Annotated in this window: 31 protein-coding genes; all 31 read left to right on the forward strand. The window is 47.2% G+C overall.

Going from position 1 to position 15,854, the window contains the following annotated elements:
* The coding region (locus IFO68_RS21375) for an EF-Tu C-terminal domain-related protein (RefSeq protein WP_225445383.1) at window positions 1–184 on the forward strand (184 nt) is incomplete at its 5' end.
* A 263-nt stretch (window positions 185–447) separates the two neighbouring features.
* Entirely contained in the window at window positions 448–681 is a 234-nt protein-coding gene (locus IFO68_RS21380) for a (2Fe-2S)-binding protein (RefSeq protein WP_192017801.1), read from the forward strand.
* 82 nt (window positions 682–763) lie between these two features.
* The gene (gene bfr, locus IFO68_RS21385; RefSeq protein WP_120513896.1) at window positions 764–1,240 is read left to right on the forward strand and encodes a bacterioferritin; all 477 of its coding nucleotides are present in this window, start codon (window positions 764–766) and stop codon (window positions 1,238–1,240) included.
* A 354-nt stretch (window positions 1,241–1,594) separates the two neighbouring features.
* Entirely contained in the window at window positions 1,595–1,906 is a 312-nt protein-coding gene (gene rpsJ, locus IFO68_RS21390; RefSeq protein WP_005501283.1) for a 30S ribosomal protein S10, read from the forward strand.
* Between the two features lie 14 nt (window positions 1,907–1,920).
* Window positions 1,921–2,550 (forward strand): 50S ribosomal protein L3, encoded by a 630-nt coding sequence (rplC, locus tag IFO68_RS21395; protein WP_027251940.1) that lies wholly within the window; start codon window positions 1,921–1,923, stop codon window positions 2,548–2,550.
* 16 nt (window positions 2,551–2,566) lie between these two features.
* Window positions 2,567–3,169, forward strand: a complete 603-nt coding sequence (gene rplD, locus IFO68_RS21400; RefSeq protein WP_027251941.1) for a 50S ribosomal protein L4 — start codon at window positions 2,567–2,569, stop codon at window positions 3,167–3,169.
* Window positions 3,166–3,468: a 50S ribosomal protein L23 gene (gene rplW / locus IFO68_RS21405; RefSeq protein ID WP_027251942.1), complete on the forward strand. Its 303-nt coding sequence runs from the start codon at window positions 3,166–3,168 to the stop codon at window positions 3,466–3,468. The genes rplD and rplW overlap by 4 nt, the downstream gene beginning before the upstream one ends.
* 18 nt (window positions 3,469–3,486) lie before the next feature.
* Window positions 3,487–4,311, forward strand: coding sequence for a 50S ribosomal protein L2 (rplB, locus tag IFO68_RS21410; protein ID WP_027251943.1), 825 nt, complete (start codon window positions 3,487–3,489; stop codon window positions 4,309–4,311).
* Between the two features lie 20 nt (window positions 4,312–4,331).
* On the forward strand, window positions 4,332–4,610 hold the full coding sequence (gene rpsS / locus IFO68_RS21415; RefSeq protein WP_007469141.1) for a 30S ribosomal protein S19: 279 nt from the start codon (window positions 4,332–4,334) through the stop codon (window positions 4,608–4,610).
* A gap of 14 nt (window positions 4,611–4,624) precedes the next feature.
* Window positions 4,625–4,957 carry a 50S ribosomal protein L22 gene (rplV, locus tag IFO68_RS21420; protein WP_027251944.1) on the forward strand — a complete coding sequence of 111 codons (333 nt, stop codon included), beginning with the start codon at window positions 4,625–4,627 and terminating at the stop codon, window positions 4,955–4,957.
* Between the two features lie 19 nt (window positions 4,958–4,976).
* Window positions 4,977–5,669, forward strand: a complete 693-nt coding sequence (gene rpsC, locus IFO68_RS21425) for a 30S ribosomal protein S3 (protein ID WP_027251945.1) — start codon at window positions 4,977–4,979, stop codon at window positions 5,667–5,669.
* A gap of 11 nt (window positions 5,670–5,680) precedes the next feature.
* Window positions 5,681–6,091 carry a 50S ribosomal protein L16 gene (gene rplP, locus IFO68_RS21430; RefSeq protein WP_027251946.1) on the forward strand — a complete coding sequence of 137 codons (411 nt, stop codon included), beginning with the start codon at window positions 5,681–5,683 and terminating at the stop codon, window positions 6,089–6,091.
* On the forward strand, window positions 6,091–6,282 hold the full coding sequence (rpmC, locus tag IFO68_RS21435) for a 50S ribosomal protein L29 (RefSeq protein ID WP_027251947.1): 192 nt from the start codon (window positions 6,091–6,093) through the stop codon (window positions 6,280–6,282). The genes rplP and rpmC overlap by 1 nt, the downstream gene beginning before the upstream one ends.
* The gene (gene rpsQ, locus IFO68_RS21440; RefSeq protein WP_027251948.1) at window positions 6,282–6,536 is read left to right on the forward strand and encodes a 30S ribosomal protein S17; all 255 of its coding nucleotides are present in this window, start codon (window positions 6,282–6,284) and stop codon (window positions 6,534–6,536) included. Before rpmC ends, rpsQ begins: the two co-directional genes overlap by 1 nt.
* 164 nt (window positions 6,537–6,700) lie before the next feature.
* Window positions 6,701–7,072 carry a 50S ribosomal protein L14 gene (gene rplN, locus IFO68_RS21445; protein WP_027251949.1) on the forward strand — a complete coding sequence of 124 codons (372 nt, stop codon included), beginning with the start codon at window positions 6,701–6,703 and terminating at the stop codon, window positions 7,070–7,072.
* Between the two features lie 12 nt (window positions 7,073–7,084).
* Window positions 7,085–7,399 carry a 50S ribosomal protein L24 gene (gene rplX / locus IFO68_RS21450; RefSeq protein WP_027251950.1) on the forward strand — a complete coding sequence of 105 codons (315 nt, stop codon included), beginning with the start codon at window positions 7,085–7,087 and terminating at the stop codon, window positions 7,397–7,399.
* A 15-nt stretch (window positions 7,400–7,414) separates the two neighbouring features.
* Window positions 7,415–7,954, forward strand: coding sequence for a 50S ribosomal protein L5 (rplE, locus tag IFO68_RS21455; protein WP_027251951.1), 540 nt, complete (start codon window positions 7,415–7,417; stop codon window positions 7,952–7,954).
* A gap of 16 nt (window positions 7,955–7,970) precedes the next feature.
* The gene (gene rpsN / locus IFO68_RS21460) at window positions 7,971–8,276 is read left to right on the forward strand and encodes a 30S ribosomal protein S14 (RefSeq protein WP_027251952.1); all 306 of its coding nucleotides are present in this window, start codon (window positions 7,971–7,973) and stop codon (window positions 8,274–8,276) included.
* 35 nt (window positions 8,277–8,311) lie between these two features.
* On the forward strand, window positions 8,312–8,704 hold the full coding sequence (gene rpsH, locus IFO68_RS21465) for a 30S ribosomal protein S8 (RefSeq protein ID WP_027251953.1): 393 nt from the start codon (window positions 8,312–8,314) through the stop codon (window positions 8,702–8,704).
* A 13-nt stretch (window positions 8,705–8,717) separates the two neighbouring features.
* The gene (gene rplF, locus IFO68_RS21470) at window positions 8,718–9,251 is read left to right on the forward strand and encodes a 50S ribosomal protein L6 (protein ID WP_192017802.1); all 534 of its coding nucleotides are present in this window, start codon (window positions 8,718–8,720) and stop codon (window positions 9,249–9,251) included.
* 9 nt (window positions 9,252–9,260) lie between these two features.
* Window positions 9,261–9,614: a 50S ribosomal protein L18 gene (gene rplR / locus IFO68_RS21475; RefSeq protein ID WP_027251955.1), complete on the forward strand. Its 354-nt coding sequence runs from the start codon at window positions 9,261–9,263 to the stop codon at window positions 9,612–9,614.
* Between the two features lie 12 nt (window positions 9,615–9,626).
* Window positions 9,627–10,124, forward strand: coding sequence for a 30S ribosomal protein S5 (rpsE, locus tag IFO68_RS21480; RefSeq protein ID WP_192017803.1), 498 nt, complete (start codon window positions 9,627–9,629; stop codon window positions 10,122–10,124).
* Between the two features lie 5 nt (window positions 10,125–10,129).
* Window positions 10,130–10,309, forward strand: a complete 180-nt coding sequence (rpmD, locus tag IFO68_RS21485) for a 50S ribosomal protein L30 (RefSeq protein ID WP_027251957.1) — start codon at window positions 10,130–10,132, stop codon at window positions 10,307–10,309.
* 5 nt (window positions 10,310–10,314) lie between these two features.
* The gene (gene rplO, locus IFO68_RS21490; RefSeq protein WP_027251958.1) at window positions 10,315–10,749 is read left to right on the forward strand and encodes a 50S ribosomal protein L15; all 435 of its coding nucleotides are present in this window, start codon (window positions 10,315–10,317) and stop codon (window positions 10,747–10,749) included.
* A 22-nt stretch (window positions 10,750–10,771) separates the two neighbouring features.
* A complete protein-coding gene (gene secY / locus IFO68_RS21495) occupies window positions 10,772–12,103 on the forward strand; it encodes a preprotein translocase subunit SecY (protein ID WP_027251959.1) in 1,332 nt (443 codons plus the stop codon).
* Between the two features lie 29 nt (window positions 12,104–12,132).
* The gene (rpmJ, locus tag IFO68_RS21500) at window positions 12,133–12,246 is read left to right on the forward strand and encodes a 50S ribosomal protein L36 (RefSeq protein WP_000868186.1); all 114 of its coding nucleotides are present in this window, start codon (window positions 12,133–12,135) and stop codon (window positions 12,244–12,246) included.
* A 144-nt stretch (window positions 12,247–12,390) separates the two neighbouring features.
* Window positions 12,391–12,747: a 30S ribosomal protein S13 gene (rpsM, locus tag IFO68_RS21505; RefSeq protein WP_192017804.1), complete on the forward strand. Its 357-nt coding sequence runs from the start codon at window positions 12,391–12,393 to the stop codon at window positions 12,745–12,747.
* Between the two features lie 19 nt (window positions 12,748–12,766).
* Window positions 12,767–13,156 (forward strand): 30S ribosomal protein S11, encoded by a 390-nt coding sequence (gene rpsK, locus IFO68_RS21510; RefSeq protein ID WP_027251961.1) that lies wholly within the window; start codon window positions 12,767–12,769, stop codon window positions 13,154–13,156.
* Window positions 13,157–13,188: 32 nt separating this feature from the next.
* Entirely contained in the window at window positions 13,189–13,809 is a 621-nt protein-coding gene (rpsD, locus tag IFO68_RS21515) for a 30S ribosomal protein S4 (protein ID WP_027251962.1), read from the forward strand.
* A gap of 23 nt (window positions 13,810–13,832) precedes the next feature.
* Window positions 13,833–14,822 (forward strand): DNA-directed RNA polymerase subunit alpha, encoded by a 990-nt coding sequence (locus IFO68_RS21520; RefSeq protein WP_027251963.1) that lies wholly within the window; start codon window positions 13,833–13,835, stop codon window positions 14,820–14,822.
* A 33-nt stretch (window positions 14,823–14,855) separates the two neighbouring features.
* Window positions 14,856–15,242, forward strand: a complete 387-nt coding sequence (gene rplQ, locus IFO68_RS21525; protein WP_027251964.1) for a 50S ribosomal protein L17 — start codon at window positions 14,856–14,858, stop codon at window positions 15,240–15,242.
* Window positions 15,243–15,854: the final 612 nt, after the last annotated feature.

Raw genomic sequence — 15,854 nt, forward strand, 5'->3', positions numbered from 1 at the left:
TACAACTGACGTGACCGGTACTATCGAACTGCCAGAAGGCGTTGAGATGGTAATGCCAGGTGACAACATCAAGATGGTTGTTACTCTGATCGCACCTATCGCAATGGACGAAGGTCTGCGCTTTGCAATCCGTGAAGGTGGCCGTACCGTTGGTGCTGGTGTTGTTGCTAAGATCGTTGCTTAATTAGCATAGATTTAATCAACACGAAAAAAGGGAGCTCAGGCTCCCTTTTTGTATATTTAAGACTCTGCAACAGCTTTTTTCCCCTCAGATTCTGATTCCCTTGGCAAAATCCCACAGCTAACTGCTTATCTTTTCTACATATTCTGTAGGCGCAATTTTGTTCATTATTGATAACTAATTCATCTAGCAAAGTGACGGAACAGAAGTAGTAATGCTAACGGTTCTCGTTTATATTTGAGTCAGATCAGTTGTAGAGAGTTGTTATGTACGTTTGCCTGTGTCACGGAATTTCTGACAAAAAGATTGTGAAATTGGTAGAAGAGGAAGGTATATCAGATATCCGTGGGATCAAAGCGATCACCCCTCTCGGTTCTCAATGCGGTAAGTGTATTCGTCAGGCAAAAGGTATCATTCAACATGTGGTTCTGGAGCGGGATACTGCTCAGGATATTACAGTGATTGACATTACTGAGGTTACGCTCAAAAAAGCGAGCTAATCTTCAGTTTAACAACGTCTCTTTTTTGACACTCTTCAGATCGGTTCTAAGCTTAAAGGAACCGAGAGAGGAGTGTTAGCTAATGAAAGCCGATCCGAAAATCATTCAACATCTCAATAAAATCCTGGGCAATGAACTGGTGGCAATCAACCAGTATTTCCTCCATGCCCGTATGTACAAGGATTGGGGCCTCAAGCATCTTGCCGACAAGGAATACCACGAATCTATCGATGAAATGAATCATGCTGATCATTTGATTGAACGTATCCTGTTTCTGGAGGGGATTCCGAATCTCCAGGATTTGGGTAAGCTGCGTATTGGCGAAGATACCAAAGAAATGCTCGAGTGTGATCTCTCTCTGGAAATGGATGCCATTCCGGATTTACGGGACGCAATTCAGTACGCTGAAGAAGTACGGGATTATGTCTCCCGGGATCTATTCCAGGACATTCTGGAAGACGAAGAAGAGCATGTCGACTGGCTGGAAACTCAGCTCGGTTTGATTGAGCGCATGGGTATCAACAACTACAATCAGGCCCAGATTGTAGACGACGACTAGCCAGCCTATTTCATCAAGCGCTTATCGCCTTCATCGACTCACAGTACACAACGGATGAAGGCTTTTTCATTTTTCCGCTTAATTTCCCATCATCTCTTGCCTTTTATTTTGTGATCGGTATAATGCCCGGCACTGTCTCGAGAAGACGGTTGTGAACCAATAAGCGTTGAGGAAGGAATCAGTTCTCTGATTCGGTAATGTATACTCTGACTTATGTTCGCAGTCATTAAATTGGCTGACAATGCGCCCAAAAGGGGTGCTACGTTCACATAAATCAATCGACATTCTCTCGTCTTAACGAGTTTGAGTGGCGATATTGTTTGTGTAAATTTTTTTGAATTGGAGCTCTGTCTCATGCAGAACCAACGTATTCGTATCCGCCTGAAGGCTTTCGATCACCGTTTGATCGATCAGTCTACTGCGGAGATCGTTGAAACAGCTAAGCGTACTGGCGCGCAGGTTCGTGGTCCAATCCCACTGCCTACTCGTAAAGAGCGTTTCACTGTTCTTATTTCTCCACACGTGAATAAGGACGCCCGTGATCAGTACGAAATCCGTACCCACAAGCGCCTTATCGACATCGTTGAGCCAACAGACAAAACTGTTGATGCTCTGATGCGTCTGGATCTAGCTGCTGGCGTTGATGTACAGATCAGCCTAGGTTAAGGGGAGATAAGAGAATGATTGGTCTAATCGGTCGTAAAGTGGGCATGACCCGCATCTTTACCGAAGATGGCGCTTCTATCCCAGTTACTGTGGTTGAAGTAGAAAATAACCGTGTTACTCAGGTTAAATCTGTAGACACTGATGGTTATAACGCTATCCAGGTTACCGCTGGTGCTAAGAAAGCAAGCCGCGTAAACAAAGCTGAAGCTGGTCACTTTGCGAAAGCAGGTGTTGAAGCTGGCCGCGGTTTGTGGGAATTCCGCCTGGACAATGGTGAAGAGTTCGCAGTAGGCGCTGAGCTGAACGTAGAACTGTTCAACGAAATTAAGAAAGTAGACGTTACTGGCACTTCTAAGGGTAAAGGTTTCCAAGGCGCTGTTAAGCGTTGGAACTTCCGTACTCAAGATATGAGCCACGGTAACTCCTTGTCTCACCGTGCTCCTGGTTCTATCGGTCAATGTCAGACTCCAGGTCGCGTATTTAAAGGCAAGAAAATGGCTGGTCACATGGGTGCTGAGCGTGTAACGACTCAAAACCTAGAGATCGTACGTGTTGACGCTGAGCGCAACCTGCTTCTGATCAAAGGTGCAGTACCAGGCGCAACTGGCGGCAACGTGATCGTAAAACCAGCTGTTAAAGCGTAACGTCGAGGAGTTAGTAATGGAATTGGTAGTCAAAGGCGCTGATGCGCTAGCTGTCTCCGAAACTACTTTTGGGCGTGAGTTTAACGAAGCGCTGGTGCACCAAGTAGTTGTTGCGTATGCAGCAGGTGCCCGTCAAGGTACTCGTGCACAAAAGACCCGTTCTGACGTATCTGGTGGCGGTGCTAAGCCATGGCGTCAAAAGGGTACTGGTCGTGCCCGTGCGGGTACAATCCGTAGCCCACTGTGGCGTACAGGTGGTGTAACTTTCGCAGCTCGTCCACAGGACCACAGCCAGAAAGTTAACAAGAAAATGTACCGCGGTGCGATGAAGTGCATCCTGTCTGAGCTGGTTCGTCAAGAGCGTCTGATCGTTGTTGATAACTTCTCAGTAGAAGCACCAAAAACTAAAGAGTTGGCTGCAAAGCTGAAAGAGCTGGAACTGAACGATGTTCTGATCGTGACTGGTGAACTGGATGAGAATCTGTTCCTGGCAGCACGCAACCTGTACAAGGTTGACGTTCGCGATGCCGCTGCAATCGACCCAGTTAGCTTGATCGCATTCGACAAAGTAGTGATGACTGCTGCGGCAGTTAAGCAAGTTGAGGAGATGCTGGCATGATCACCGAAGAGCGTATCCTAAAAGTTCTGCGTGCTCCGCACATCTCTGAAAAAGCGACCATGGCTGCTGAGAACGGTAACACTATCGTTTTCAAAGTAGCGATGACCGCAACGAAGCGTGAGATCAAAGCGGCAGTTGAAAAACTGTTCGAGGTTGAAGTTAAGTCTGTAAATACTCTGATTGCTAAAGGTAAAACTAAGCGTCAAGGTATGCGCCAAGGCCGTCGTAGTGACTGGAAGAAAGCGTACGTGATCCTGAAAGAAGGTCAAGACATCGACTTCGCTGGTAGTGCAGAGTAAGGCTAGGAGCAAAGAAGAATGGCTATTGTAAAATGTAAGCCGACTTCCCCAGGTCGTCGCCACGTTGTTAAAGTGGTTAACTCTGACCTGCATAAGGGTAAGCCGTATGCACCACTTCTAGAGAAAAACTCTAAGACTGGTGGTCGTAACAATAACGGTCGTATTACTGTTCGTCACATCGGTGGTGGTAACAAACAACATTACCGTCTGATTGACTTTAAGCGTAATAAAGATGGTATCCCAGCGAAAGTTGAGCGTCTGGAATACGATCCAAACCGTAGCGCAAACATCGCTCTGGTTCTTTACGCAGATGGTGAGCGTCGTTACATCATTGCACCAAAAGGCATCCAAGCTGGTGATACTATCCAGTCTGGTTCAGATGCTGCGATCAAAGTAGGTAACACCCTGCCAATGCGCAACATCCCAGTAGGTTCAACCGTACACTGTGTTGAACTGAAGCCTGGTAAAGGTGCTCAGCTGGCTCGTTCAGCTGGTACTTACGCACAAATCGTAGCTCGTGCTGGCGCATACGTAACTATTCGTCTGCGTTCTGGCGAAATGCGTAAAGTTCTTGCCGAAGGTCGTGCGACTCTGGGTGAGGTTGGTAACGGTGAGCATATGCTGCGTGAACTGGGTAAAGCCGGTGCTTCACGTTGGCGTGGTGTTCGTCCAACCGTACGTGGTGTTGTAATGAACCCAATCGACCACCCACACGGTGGTGGTGAAGGTCGTACTTCTGGTGGTCGTCACCCAGTGACACCATGGGGCGTACCGACGAAGGGTTACAAAACTCGTAAGAACAAACGTACCGACAAGTACATCGTACGTCGTCGTAATAAGTAATTTATATCAGAGGATAAGCCATGCCACGTTCTCTCAAGAAAGGTCCTTTTATTGACCTGCACTTGCTGAAGAAGGTAGAGAAAGCGGTGGAAAGCGGTGACAAGAAGCCTGTTAAGACTTGGTCCCGTCGCTCAATGATCATCCCTCAGATGATCGGTTTGACCATCGCTGTCCATAATGGTCGTCAGCACGTACCCGTTTTCGTTTCTGAAGAAATGATCGGTCACAAGCTGGGCGAATTTGCACCAACACGTACTTATCGCGGCCATGCTGCAGATAAGAAAGCTAAGAAGCGCTAAGAGGAGTATAGGTAATGGAAGCTATCGCTAAACATCGCTTTGCTCGCATCTCACCGCAGAAAGCTCGTTTGGTTGCGGATCAAGTGCGCGGTAAAACGGTTGCACAAGCTCTGGAAATTCTGACTTTCAGCAACAAAAAAGCTGCTGACCTGGTTAAGAAGGTTCTGGAATCCGCTATCGCTAATGCTGAGCACAACGAAGGCGCAGACATCGATGACTTGAATGTTGCGAAAATCTTCGTTGATGAAGGCCCAACCATGAAGCGTATTATGCCTCGTGCTAAAGGCCGTGCCGATCGCATCTTGAAGCGTTCTAGCCACATCACTGTTGTTGTAGCGGATCGCTAAGAGAGTAGGAGACAAAGCAATGGGTCAAAAAGTACATCCTAATGGTATTCGTCTTGGCATCGTTAAGCCTTGGAATACCACTTGGTATGCTAACAGCAACGAATTCGCTGACAACCTAGACGGCGACTTCAAGGTACGTCAATTCCTGACCAAGGAATTAGCAAAAGCGTCTCTGTCTCGTATCGTTATCGAGCGTCCTGCTAAGAGTATTCGTGTAACCATTCACACTGCTCGTCCAGGCGTTGTTATCGGTAAGAAAGGCGAAGATGTTGAGAAACTGCGCGCTCGCGTTGCTAAGATCGCTGGTGTTCCAGCTCAGATCAACATCGCCGAAGTACGTAAGCCAGAGCTGGATGCACAGCTTGTTGGTGACAGCATCGCTTCTCAGCTTGAGCGCCGTGTTATGTTCCGTCGCGCTATGAAGCGTGCGGTACAGAATGCTATGCGTCTGGGCGCTAAAGGCATCAAAGTTGAAGTAAGTGGCCGCCTGGGCGGCGCTGAAATTGCACGTACCGAGTGGTACCGTGAAGGCCGTGTGCCTTTGCACACTCTGCGTGCTGACATTGATTATGCGACTTCTTCCGCTCACACCCAATACGGTGTAATTGGTATCAAAACTTGGATCTTCAAAGGCGAAGTTCTGGGTGGTATGCCAGTTGAAGAGCCTAAGGCTGATAACAAGCCTAAGAAGCAACGCAAAGGCCGTAAATAAGGAGTTTATTGATGCTGCAACCTAAACGCACTAAATTCCGCAAGACTCATAAGGGTCGTAACCGCGGTCTGGCGAACGGTACTGATGTAAGCTTCGGTACTTTCGGTCTGAAAGCAGTTGGCCGTGGCCGTATTACTGCTCGTCAGATCGAGGCTGCTCGTCGTGCTATGACTCGTCATATCAAACGTCAGGGCCAAATCTGGATTCGTATCTTCCCGGACAAGCCTATTACAAGCAAGCCGTTGGAAGTTCGTCAGGGTAAGGGTAAAGGTAACGTTGAGTACTGGGTAGCCCAAATCCAACCAGGTAAAGTTCTTTATGAAATGGATGGTGTTTCAGAAGATCTTGCTCGTGAAGCCTTTAAACTGGCCGCGCGTAAGCTTCCTGTAAAAACCACTTTCGTAACTAAGGCGGTGATGTGATGAATGCACAAGATCTGCGCGCAAAAAGCGTTGAAGAACTGAATGCTGAGCTTGTGAACCTGCTGCGTGAGCAGTTCAACCTGCGCATGCAGGCTGCGACTGGCCAACTGCAACAGACTCACACTCTGAAAGCAGTACGTCGCGATATCGCACGTGTTAAAACCGTTCTGAATGAGAAGGCTGGCGCATAATGAGCGAGAAAATTCGTACTCAGCAGGGTCGTGTTGTTAGCGACAAGATGGACAAGTCTATCGTGGTTGCTATCGAGCGTTTCGTGAAGCACCCAATCTATGGTAAGTTCATCAAGCGTACGACTAAACTGCACGCTCACGATGAGAACAACGAGTGTGGCATTGGCGACACAGTTGAGATCAGTGAGTGTCGTCCACTGTCTAAGAAAAAATCTTGGACTTTGGTACGCGTTGTTGAAAAAGCGCGCGTTTAAGCGAGCTTTAGCAACTACATAACTGAGCGGCCCCTGAAAAAATGGGGCCGTTTATTTTTTATCTACCCATTCTCAAAAAATGGTGTTATTATTCGCCGCCCTTGTAATAAAGGCGAATTCGACCCGAGATGGGTCTAGATGTTTTTGATAAGCGGAGCACTAACATGATCCAAATGCAAAGTATGCTAGATGCAGCCGATAACTCCGGCGCTCGTAGCGTAATGTGTATTAAGGTTCTGGGTGGTTCTCACCGTCGCTATGCACATATCGGTGACATCATCAAAGTTACTGTCAAGGAAGCAATTCCTCGCGGTAAAGTGAAAAAAGGTGATGTACTGAAAGCGGTGGTTGTGCGCACCCGTAAAGGCGTTCGTCGTCCAGACGGCTCTGTCATTCGCTTCGACCGTAATGCTTGCGTATTGCTGAACAACAATACAGAGCAACCAATCGGTACTCGTATCTTTGGCCCAGTGACTCGTGAACTTCGCTCTGCGAAATTCATGAAAATTGTTTCACTAGCGCCAGAAGTACTGTAAGGAGTGACGAAAATGGCAGCTAAAATCCGTCGTAACGACGAAGTTATCGTTCTTACTGGTAAAGATAAAGGTAAGAAAGGTAAAGTATCTAAGGTCCTGGCAACTGGTAAAATCGTTGTTGAAGGTATCAACCTGGTTAAAAAACACCAGAAGCCTGTACCGGCTATGGGTATCCAGGGTGGCATCGTTGAACAAGAAGCAGCTCTTGATGCTTCTAACGTTGCAATCTTCAACGCGGCAACTGGTAAAGCTGACCGTGTAGGCTTCCGATTTGAAGACGGCAAAAAAGTTCGTTTCTTCAAATCTAATGGCGAAACTATCAAGTAATTTTGGAGTAGTACTATGGCGAAACTGCATGATTACTACAAAGAGTCTGTTGTAAAAGAACTTGCTGACAAGTTCGAGTACAAGAGCATCATGCAAGTCCCAAGGATCGAAAAGATCACCCTGAACATGGGTGTCGGTGAAGCCTTGAACGACAAGAAGCTGTTGGAAAACGCAGCTGCTGATATGGCCGCAATTACAGGTCAAAAGCCGCTGGTTACCAAAGCTCGTAAGTCTGTTGCTGGCTTTAAGATCCGTGAGGGCTACCCGATCGGCTGTAAAGTAACCCTGCGTGGCGAACGTATGTGGGACTTTTTCGAACGTCTGATCTCTATTGCTGTACCGCGTATCCGTGATTTCCGTGGTTTAAACCCGAAATCATTTGACGGTCGTGGTAACTATAGCATGGGCGTTCGTGAGCAGATTATCTTCCCAGAGATCGATTTCGACAAAGTGGATCGTGTACGTGGTTTAGACATCACAATCACAACCACTGCGAACTCTGACGAAGAAGCTCGTGCTCTGCTGTCTGCTTTTAACTTCCCATTCCGTAAGTAAAAAGTAAGGGTTACTAATGGCTAAAGAATCTATGAAGGCACGTGAAGTAAAACGTGCCAAGCTGGTAGCAAAGTACGCTGAAAAGCGTGCCGCGCTTAAAGCTCTAATTAGCGACGTGAATGCGTCTGAAGAAGAACGCTGGGATGCAGTGCTCAAGCTTCAGTCTCTACCACGTGATTCAAGTCCATCTCGTCAGCGTAATCGCTGTAACCAGACTGGACGCCCACACGGGTACCTGCGTAAGTTTGGTCTGTCCCGTATCAAGGTTCGTGAAGCTTGCATGAAAGGCGAGATTCCGGGTCTGCGTAAGGCTAGCTGGTAATTTATTACCAATTAAGAATCACGGAGTATTGACTTATGAGCATGCAAGATCCGATTTCGGATATGCTGACCCGCATTCGTAACGGTCAGGCAGCGAAGAAAGTTGCTGTTAAAATGCCATCTTCTAAGTTGAAAGTTGCCATCGCAGCTTTGCTGAAAGAAGAAGGTTTTGTGGCTGACTACGCCGTTTCTGGCGAAGTTAAGCCTGAACTCGAAGTTACTCTGAAGTACTTCGAGACTAAAGCTGTAATTGAGCAAATCCAGCGCGTTTCACGTCCTGGCCTGCGTATCTACAAGAAAAAAGATGCGCTGCCGACTGTGATGGGTGGCCTGGGTATTGCCGTTGTGTCCACTTCCAAGGGTCTGATGACTGACCGTGCTGCTCGTAAAGCAGGTCTTGGTGGTGAGATTATCTGCTACGTAGCTTAATAGGAGTAGGAAAATGTCACGTGTTGCAAAAGCACCTGTAGTTGTTCCTGCCGGCGTAGAAGTTAAACTCAACGGTCAGGAAATCACTGTAAAAGGTGGTAAGGGTGAACTGGTTCGTGTAATTAACGAAGCAGTTGAACTAACCCAGGAAGAAAACACCATTAAGTTCGGTCCTCGCGACGGCTTCAACGATGCTTGGGCACAGGCTGGTACAGCTCGTGCACTGGTTAACAACATGGTTGTTGGTGTTACTGAAGGCTTTACTAAGAAGCTGATCCTTAAGGGTGTAGGTTATCGTGCTGCCATCAAAGGCAACGCTGTTGGCCTGACTCTGGGCTTCTCACACCCAGTTGAGCATGAACTGCCTGCAGGTATTAAAGCTGAGTGTCCAACTCAAACTGAAATCGTACTGACTGGTACTGATAAGCAGTTGATTGGTCAAGTCGCTGCAGACATTCGCGCTTACCGTAGCCCTGAGCCTTACAAAGGTAAAGGTGTTCGTTACGCCGACGAAGTCGTGCGTATTAAAGAAGCTAAGAAGAAGTAAGGTAACACTATGGATAAGAAAGCATCTCGTATCCGTCGTGCGACCAGAGCACGTCGTAAGATTGCTGAACTGGGTGCAACTCGCTTGGTAGTACACCGTACTCCACGCCATGTGTACGCTCAGGTAATCGCACCAAATGGCTCCGAGGTTATCGCTGCCGCTTCTACCGTAGAAAAAGCGATCCGTGAGCAAGTGAAGAGCACCGGTAACAAAGACGCTGCTGCAGTTGTGGGTAAAATCATCGCTGAGCGCGCGATTGAAAAAGGCATCTCTAACGTTGCATTCGATCGTTCCGGTTTCCAATACCACGGCCGCGTGGCTGCACTGGCAGAAGCTGCCCGTGAAGCTGGTCTGAAATTCTAAGGTAGGCGGAAGATGGCTAACGAAAAAACTCAATCAGATCTGAATGAAAAGCTGATCGCTGTTAACCGTGTATCTAAGACGGTTAAAGGTGGTCGTATTTTCAGCTTTACCGCACTGACTGTTGTTGGTGATGGTAATGGTCGCGTTGGTTTCGGTTACGGTAAAGCACGTGAAGTGCCAGCTGCAATCCAGAAAGCAATGGAAAAAGCACGTCGTAACATGGTTACAGTTGCCCTGAACGAAGGTACTCTGCACCACGCTGTTAAAGGTCGCCACACCGGTTCTAAGGTGTACATGCAACCTGCATCAGAAGGTACTGGTATCATCGCCGGTGGTGCAATGCGTGCAGTGCTGGAAGTCGCTGGCGTGCATAACGTACTGGCTAAAGCATACGGTTCTACAAACCCAATCAATATCGTTCGTGCGACTATTGATGGTTTGAGTGGTATGAACTCTCCAGAAATGATCGCTGCTAAGCGTGGTCTTTCTGTTAAAGAAATTCTGGAGTAATCGACATGGCTAAAACTATCAAAGTAACTCAGACTCGTAGCTCTATCGGTCGTTTGCCGAAGCATAAAGCTACGCTGCGTGGCTTGGGCCTACGTCGCATCAACCACACTGTTGAGCTGGAAGATACTGCTTGCGTTCGCGGCATGATCAATCAGGTTCATTACATGGTTAAAGTAGAGGAGTAATCAGAATGCGTTTGAATACTCTATCTCCGGCTGCGGGTTCTAAGCCTTCTGCGAAGCGCGTAGGCCGTGGTATCGGTTCAGGCCTGGGTAAAACTTGTGGCCGTGGTCACAAAGGTCAGAAATCACGTTCTGGTGGTTCTGTTCGCCCAGGTTTCGAAGGCGGTCAAATGCCTTTGAAACAGCGTCTACCAAAATTCGGTTTTACTTCTCGCAAGAGCCTGGTAACAGCTGAAGTTCGCCTGTCAGAACTGGCGAAAGTTGAAGGTGACGTAGTAAGTCTGGAAACACTGAAAGCTGCAAACGTGATCACCAAGAACATGGAAACTGTAAAAGTTGTTCTGTCTGGTGAGATCAACCGCGCTGTAACAGTGAAAGGCTTACGCGTAACTAAAGGCGCTAAAGCTGCAATCGAAGCTGCAGGCGGTAAAATCGAGGAATAATTAACTCGAGGATGAGGTACAGATGGCTAAACAACCAGGACAAGATTTTAGTAGCGCAAAAGGTGGCCTAGCAGAGCTTAAGACTCGTCTGCTATTTGTAATAGGGGCTATCTTAATTTTCCGAGCTGGCTCTTTTGTGCCTATTCCTGGTATTGACGCTGCTGTACTAGCCGATCTGTTCGAACAGCAAAAGGGTACCATCATTGAACTGTTTAATATGTTCTCTGGTGGTGCACTTGAGCGTGCATCCATTTTAGCACTGGGCATTATGCCGTATATTTCGGCCTCGATTATTGTTCAGTTGCTAACGGTTGTTCATCCGGCTTTAGCCGAGTTGAAGAAAGAAGGTGAGTCTGGTCGCCGTAAGATCAGCCAGTATACTCGCTATGGCACGCTTGTGTTGGCAACCTTCCAAGCAATTGGTATTGCGACGGGGTTACCAAGTATGATCCCTGGCCTGGTGCATAATCCAGGCCTTGGTTTCTACTTTGTTGCGGTCGTAAGTTTGGTCACTGGTACCATGTTCTTAATGTGGTTAGGTGAGCAGATTACAGAACGTGGCATTGGTAACGGTATATCTCTGATTATATTCACAGGTATCGTTGCAGGATTGCCACCAGCTATTGGACAGACCGTAGAACAAGCGCGTCAAGGTGAATTGCACGTACTTCTTCTACTGTTAATTGCAGTAATTTCTTTTGCTGTAATCTATTTTGTAGTGTTCATGGAACGTGGTCAGCGTCGTATCGTCGTTAACTACGCCAAACGCCAGCAAGGCCGTCGGGTCTATGCAGGTCAGAGCACTCATCTGCCATTGAAGATTAATATGGCAGGTGTGATTCCAGCAATTTTTGCATCCAGTATCATTCTTTTCCCTGGTACACTGGCTCAGTGGTTCGGTGGAAATGGAGAAGGTACTTTTGGTTTCCTGACTGACGTGTCTCTGGCACTTAGCCCAGGTCAACCACTGTACGTTATGCTGTATGCCGCTGCGATTATCTTCTTCTGTTTCTTCTATACAGCGTTGGTGTTCAACCCGCGTGAAACAGCAGATAACCTGAAGAAATCCGGTGCGTTCATACCTGGTATTCGTCCGGGCGAGCAGACTGCGAAGTACATTGATAAAGTGATGACACGCCTGACTTTGGCTGGTGCGTTATACATTACCTTTATCTGTCTGATCCCCGAGTTCATGATGATTGCTTGGAACGTTCGCTTCTACTTTGGCGGTACGTCACTACTGATTGTAGTTGTGGTTATTATGGACTTCATGGCTCAAGTTCAGACACACCTGATGTCTCAACAGTATGAGTCGGTTTTGAAAAAGGCTAATCTTAAAGGCTACGGCCGTTAAGCTTGGTTATCCATTTACGGAGTTTAGCAATGAAAGTTCGTGCTTCCGTTAAGAAAATCTGCCGTAACTGTAAAGTTATCAAGCGCAACGGTGTTGTGCGTGTAATTTGCAGTGAGCCAAAGCATAAGCAACGCCAAGGCTAACCAGCAGAAATATTTCTTGCAAATTGAAGGTAGGTTGGCTAAATTAGCCAACCATCTTTTGTGTGTGCAAAAGAATTGTGACACCGCTGCGTATCCTAAACGGGCTTTGCAGCGGTTATTCTTGATAAGTACTAGGAGTGAATAGTGGCCCGTATTGCAGGCATTAACATTCCTGATCAAAAGCATGCTGTAATCGCACTGACTGCGATTTATGGCGTCGGTAAAACTCGTTCAAAAGCTATTCTGGCTGATGTGGGTATTGCTGAAAATGTTAAGATCAGTGAACTAACTGAAGAGCAGATCGATCAACTGCGTGATGGTGTAGCTAAGTACACTGTAGAAGGTGATCTACGTCGTGAAGTTTCCATGAACATCAAGCGCCTAATGGATCTTGGTTGTTACCGTGGTCTTCGTCATCGTCGCAGTCTACCTCTACGTGGACAGCGTACTAAAACCAACGCTCGTACCCGTAAGGGTCCGCGCAAGCCGATCAAAAAATAATCGGATAAGGTAGAGTACAATGGCAAAACAACCAACTCGCGCTCGTAAGCGCGTACGCAAGCAAGTTGCTGATGGCGTAGCGCACATCCACGCTTCTTTCAACAACACAATCGTTACCATTACTGACCGTCAAGGTAATGCTCTGGCTTGGGCAACTGCCGGTGGTTCAGGTTTCCGTGGTTCTCGTAAATCTACACCGTTTGCTGCACAGGTTGCTGCTGAGCGTTGTGGTGAAATGGCCAAAGAATATGGCGTTAAGAACCTGGAAGTTATGGTTAAGGGCCCAGGTCCTGGTCGTGAGTCAACAATCCGTGCTCTGAATGCAGCGGGTTTCCGTATCACTAACATTGTTGATGCGACTCCGATCCCTCATAACGGTTGTCGTCCACCTAAGAAACGTCGCGTATAACGTTTCGTTTCTAGGAATATTGGAGAAAGAACATGGCAAGATATTTGGGTCCTAAGCTGAAGCTTAGCCGTCGTGAAGGCACTGACTTATTCCTTAAGTCTGGTGTTCGCGCGATTGATACCAAGTGTAAAATTGATAACGCGCCGGGCCAGCACGGTGCCCGTCGTGGCCGCCTGTCTGACTATGGCGTTCAGCTTCGCGAGAAGCAGAAAGTTCGTCGTACTTATGGCGTACTGGAAAAGCAATTCCGTAACTACTACAAAGAAGCTGCTCGCCTGAAAGGCAACACAGGTGAAAACCTGCTGCAACTTCTGGAAGGTCGTCTGGATAATGTTGTTTACCGCATGGGCTTTGGTGCAACTCGCGCTGAATCACGTCAGCTGGTAAGCCACAAAGCGATCCTGGTTAATGGTCAAGTCGTTAACATCCCATCTTTCCAGGTGGCTGCAAACGACGTTGTTAGCATTCGTGAGAAAGCTAAAAACCAAGCACGCATCAAAGCAGCTCTTGAAGTTGCTACTCAGCGTGAACTGCCGACTTGGGTCGAAGTAGACAGCAACAAAATGGAAGGTACCTTTAAGCGTCTTCCAGAGCGTTCTGATTTGTCTGCCGACATCAACGAACACCTGATCGTCGAGCTTTACTCTAAGTAAGGCTATAGTTAAGAGAGGACACAATGCAGGGTTCTGTAACAGAATTTCTTAAGCCGCGTCTTGTTGATATTGAACAAGTTAATACGACGCATGCAAAAGTAACTCTTGAGCCTCTGGAGCGCGGTTTTGGCCACACTCTAGGCAATGCTCTACGTCGTATTCTTCTGTCATCTATGCCAGGTTGCGCAGTGACTGAAGTAGAAATCGACGGTGTGTTACACGAGTACAGCACCAAAGAGGGAGTCCAAGAGGACGTTCTTGAAATCCTACTGAACCTGAAAGGCCTGGCCGTTAAGGTTGAAGGGAAAGACGAAGTCATCTTGAGCCTCAGTAAATCTGGTGCAGGCCCTGTTGTTGCAGGTGACATCACCCATGATGGTGATGTTGAGATTGCGAACCCAGAGCACGTGATCTGCCATTTGACTGATGATAATGCTGATATCAGCATGCGCATCAAGGTAGAACGTGGTCGCGGCTATGTACCAGCATCTGCTCGTATTCACAGTGATGAAGACGAGCGTCCAATTGGTCGTTTGTTAGTTGATGCAACTTTCAGCCCAGTTGATCGTATCGCTTACTCAGTCGAGGCTGCGCGTGTTGAACAGCGCACTGACCTTGATAAGCTAGTTATCGATATGGAGACCAATGGTACTCTTGATCCTGAGGAAGCGATTCGTCGTGCTGCTACTATTCTGGCAGAACAACTTGACGCATTCGTAGATCTGCGTGATGTACGAGTTCCTGAAGAGAAAGAAGAGAAGCCGGAGTTCGATCCGATCCTACTGCGTCCTGTAGACGATCTTGAACTAACTGTTCGCTCTGCTAACTGTTTGAAAGCAGAAGCGATCCACTACATCGGTGATCTTGTTCAGCGTACTGAGGTTGAGCTACTGAAAACGCCAAACCTGGGTAAGAAGTCTTTGACTGAAATCAAAGACGTGCTGGCTTCACGTGGTCTGTCTCTGGGTATGCGCCTGGAAAACTGGCCGCCAGCATCTATCGCTGAAGATTAATAGTTACTGATATCTAGTTAGAAGGATTAGGTCATGCGCCATCGTAAGAGTGGTCGTCAACTCAACCGCAACAGCAGTCATCGCAAAGCGATGTTCAGCAACATGGCTAGCTCTCTGGTACGTCACGAGCTTATCAAGACTACCTTGCCTAAGGCAAAAGAGCTGCGTCGCGTAATTGAGCCTTTGATTACCCTAGCTAAGACTGACAGTGTAGCTAACCGTCGTCTGGCATTTGCACGTACTCGTGATAACGAAGTCGTTGCTAAACTGTTTAACGAATTAGGTCCACGTTTTGCTCAGCGTCCAGGCGGTTACACTCGCATTATGAAATGCGGTTTCCGTGCTGGTGATAAAGCCCCTATGGCTTACATTGAGCTGGTAGACCGTCCTGAAGCTCAGGAAGAAGCTGCTGCTGAATAAGCAATAGTTTAAAAACGTAAGAAAGCCGGGCATTGCCCGGCTTTTTTTATAGTGATGTTTTACTAATTATCAGGCACCACAATCAGGACTGGGTGGTTATGGATTTAACCACTGTTGTTTTAGTCAATACTCTTGTTGTTCTTCTTTATCTTCCCCCACAACTTTCTTCTCCCACTATACTTTTTTTGTTTTTATTCTCATTAGGAGCCTATCAGCCCCGATGATTGAGGGTGGTTTTGCTTGATTGTTGTTCGTTTTTCTTTTCTGTGAGTGAAAAGTGTTCGCTTGGTGTCTTTTTCTGTTTTTTTACTTGTCATGTGATTCTGACTCTCTATAATGCCGCCTCACTGACACGGCAGAGCAGCAAACTTAAGTGCTAGGCAGTGTAAGCGGTCAGAAAAAAACAAATTGAAAAAAGTGTTTGACACTTCACTTCGATTGGTTAGAATGGCCGCCCGTTTCGAGAGCTAAGTCACAAAGACTTACTTAGAAACAAGCTCTTTAACAATTTGACCATGCAATCTGTGTGGGCACTCGACAATGATACAGTCATAAAAGATTTATCAGTGAACTGAGTGACCAATTGGTAGCACTTTTTATAAAAGAGTTACC

The sequence above is a fragment of the Photobacterium arenosum genome, from assembly GCF_014841115.1.
Classification (GTDB): domain Bacteria; phylum Pseudomonadota; class Gammaproteobacteria; order Enterobacterales; family Vibrionaceae; genus Photobacterium; species Photobacterium arenosum.

Coding starts and splice junctions, on each gene's coding strand:
- IFO68_RS21380 (WP_192017801.1), top strand. CDS start 448: ATGTACGTTTGCCTGTGTCACGGAATTTCTGACAAAAAGATTGTGAAA.
- bfr (WP_120513896.1), top strand. CDS start 764: ATGAAAGCCGATCCGAAAATCATTCAACATCTCAATAAAATCCTGGGC.
- rpsJ (WP_005501283.1), top strand. CDS start 1,595: ATGCAGAACCAACGTATTCGTATCCGCCTGAAGGCTTTCGATCACCGT.
- rplC (WP_027251940.1), top strand. CDS start 1,921: ATGATTGGTCTAATCGGTCGTAAAGTGGGCATGACCCGCATCTTTACC.
- rplD (WP_027251941.1), top strand. CDS start 2,567: ATGGAATTGGTAGTCAAAGGCGCTGATGCGCTAGCTGTCTCCGAAACT.
- rplW (WP_027251942.1), top strand. CDS start 3,166: ATGATCACCGAAGAGCGTATCCTAAAAGTTCTGCGTGCTCCGCACATC.
- rplB (WP_027251943.1), top strand. CDS start 3,487: ATGGCTATTGTAAAATGTAAGCCGACTTCCCCAGGTCGTCGCCACGTT.
- rpsS (WP_007469141.1), top strand. CDS start 4,332: ATGCCACGTTCTCTCAAGAAAGGTCCTTTTATTGACCTGCACTTGCTG.
- rplV (WP_027251944.1), top strand. CDS start 4,625: ATGGAAGCTATCGCTAAACATCGCTTTGCTCGCATCTCACCGCAGAAA.
- rpsC (WP_027251945.1), top strand. CDS start 4,977: ATGGGTCAAAAAGTACATCCTAATGGTATTCGTCTTGGCATCGTTAAG.
- rplP (WP_027251946.1), top strand. CDS start 5,681: ATGCTGCAACCTAAACGCACTAAATTCCGCAAGACTCATAAGGGTCGT.
- rpmC (WP_027251947.1), top strand. CDS start 6,091: ATGAATGCACAAGATCTGCGCGCAAAAAGCGTTGAAGAACTGAATGCT.
- rpsQ (WP_027251948.1), top strand. CDS start 6,282: ATGAGCGAGAAAATTCGTACTCAGCAGGGTCGTGTTGTTAGCGACAAG.
- rplN (WP_027251949.1), top strand. CDS start 6,701: ATGATCCAAATGCAAAGTATGCTAGATGCAGCCGATAACTCCGGCGCT.
- rplX (WP_027251950.1), top strand. CDS start 7,085: ATGGCAGCTAAAATCCGTCGTAACGACGAAGTTATCGTTCTTACTGGT.
- rplE (WP_027251951.1), top strand. CDS start 7,415: ATGGCGAAACTGCATGATTACTACAAAGAGTCTGTTGTAAAAGAACTT.
- rpsN (WP_027251952.1), top strand. CDS start 7,971: ATGGCTAAAGAATCTATGAAGGCACGTGAAGTAAAACGTGCCAAGCTG.
- rpsH (WP_027251953.1), top strand. CDS start 8,312: ATGAGCATGCAAGATCCGATTTCGGATATGCTGACCCGCATTCGTAAC.
- rplF (WP_192017802.1), top strand. CDS start 8,718: ATGTCACGTGTTGCAAAAGCACCTGTAGTTGTTCCTGCCGGCGTAGAA.
- rplR (WP_027251955.1), top strand. CDS start 9,261: ATGGATAAGAAAGCATCTCGTATCCGTCGTGCGACCAGAGCACGTCGT.
- rpsE (WP_192017803.1), top strand. CDS start 9,627: ATGGCTAACGAAAAAACTCAATCAGATCTGAATGAAAAGCTGATCGCT.
- rpmD (WP_027251957.1), top strand. CDS start 10,130: ATGGCTAAAACTATCAAAGTAACTCAGACTCGTAGCTCTATCGGTCGT.
- rplO (WP_027251958.1), top strand. CDS start 10,315: ATGCGTTTGAATACTCTATCTCCGGCTGCGGGTTCTAAGCCTTCTGCG.
- secY (WP_027251959.1), top strand. CDS start 10,772: ATGGCTAAACAACCAGGACAAGATTTTAGTAGCGCAAAAGGTGGCCTA.
- rpmJ (WP_000868186.1), top strand. CDS start 12,133: ATGAAAGTTCGTGCTTCCGTTAAGAAAATCTGCCGTAACTGTAAAGTT.
- rpsK (WP_027251961.1), top strand. CDS start 12,767: ATGGCAAAACAACCAACTCGCGCTCGTAAGCGCGTACGCAAGCAAGTT.
- rpsD (WP_027251962.1), top strand. CDS start 13,189: ATGGCAAGATATTTGGGTCCTAAGCTGAAGCTTAGCCGTCGTGAAGGC.
- IFO68_RS21520 (WP_027251963.1), top strand. CDS start 13,833: ATGCAGGGTTCTGTAACAGAATTTCTTAAGCCGCGTCTTGTTGATATT.
- rplQ (WP_027251964.1), top strand. CDS start 14,856: ATGCGCCATCGTAAGAGTGGTCGTCAACTCAACCGCAACAGCAGTCAT.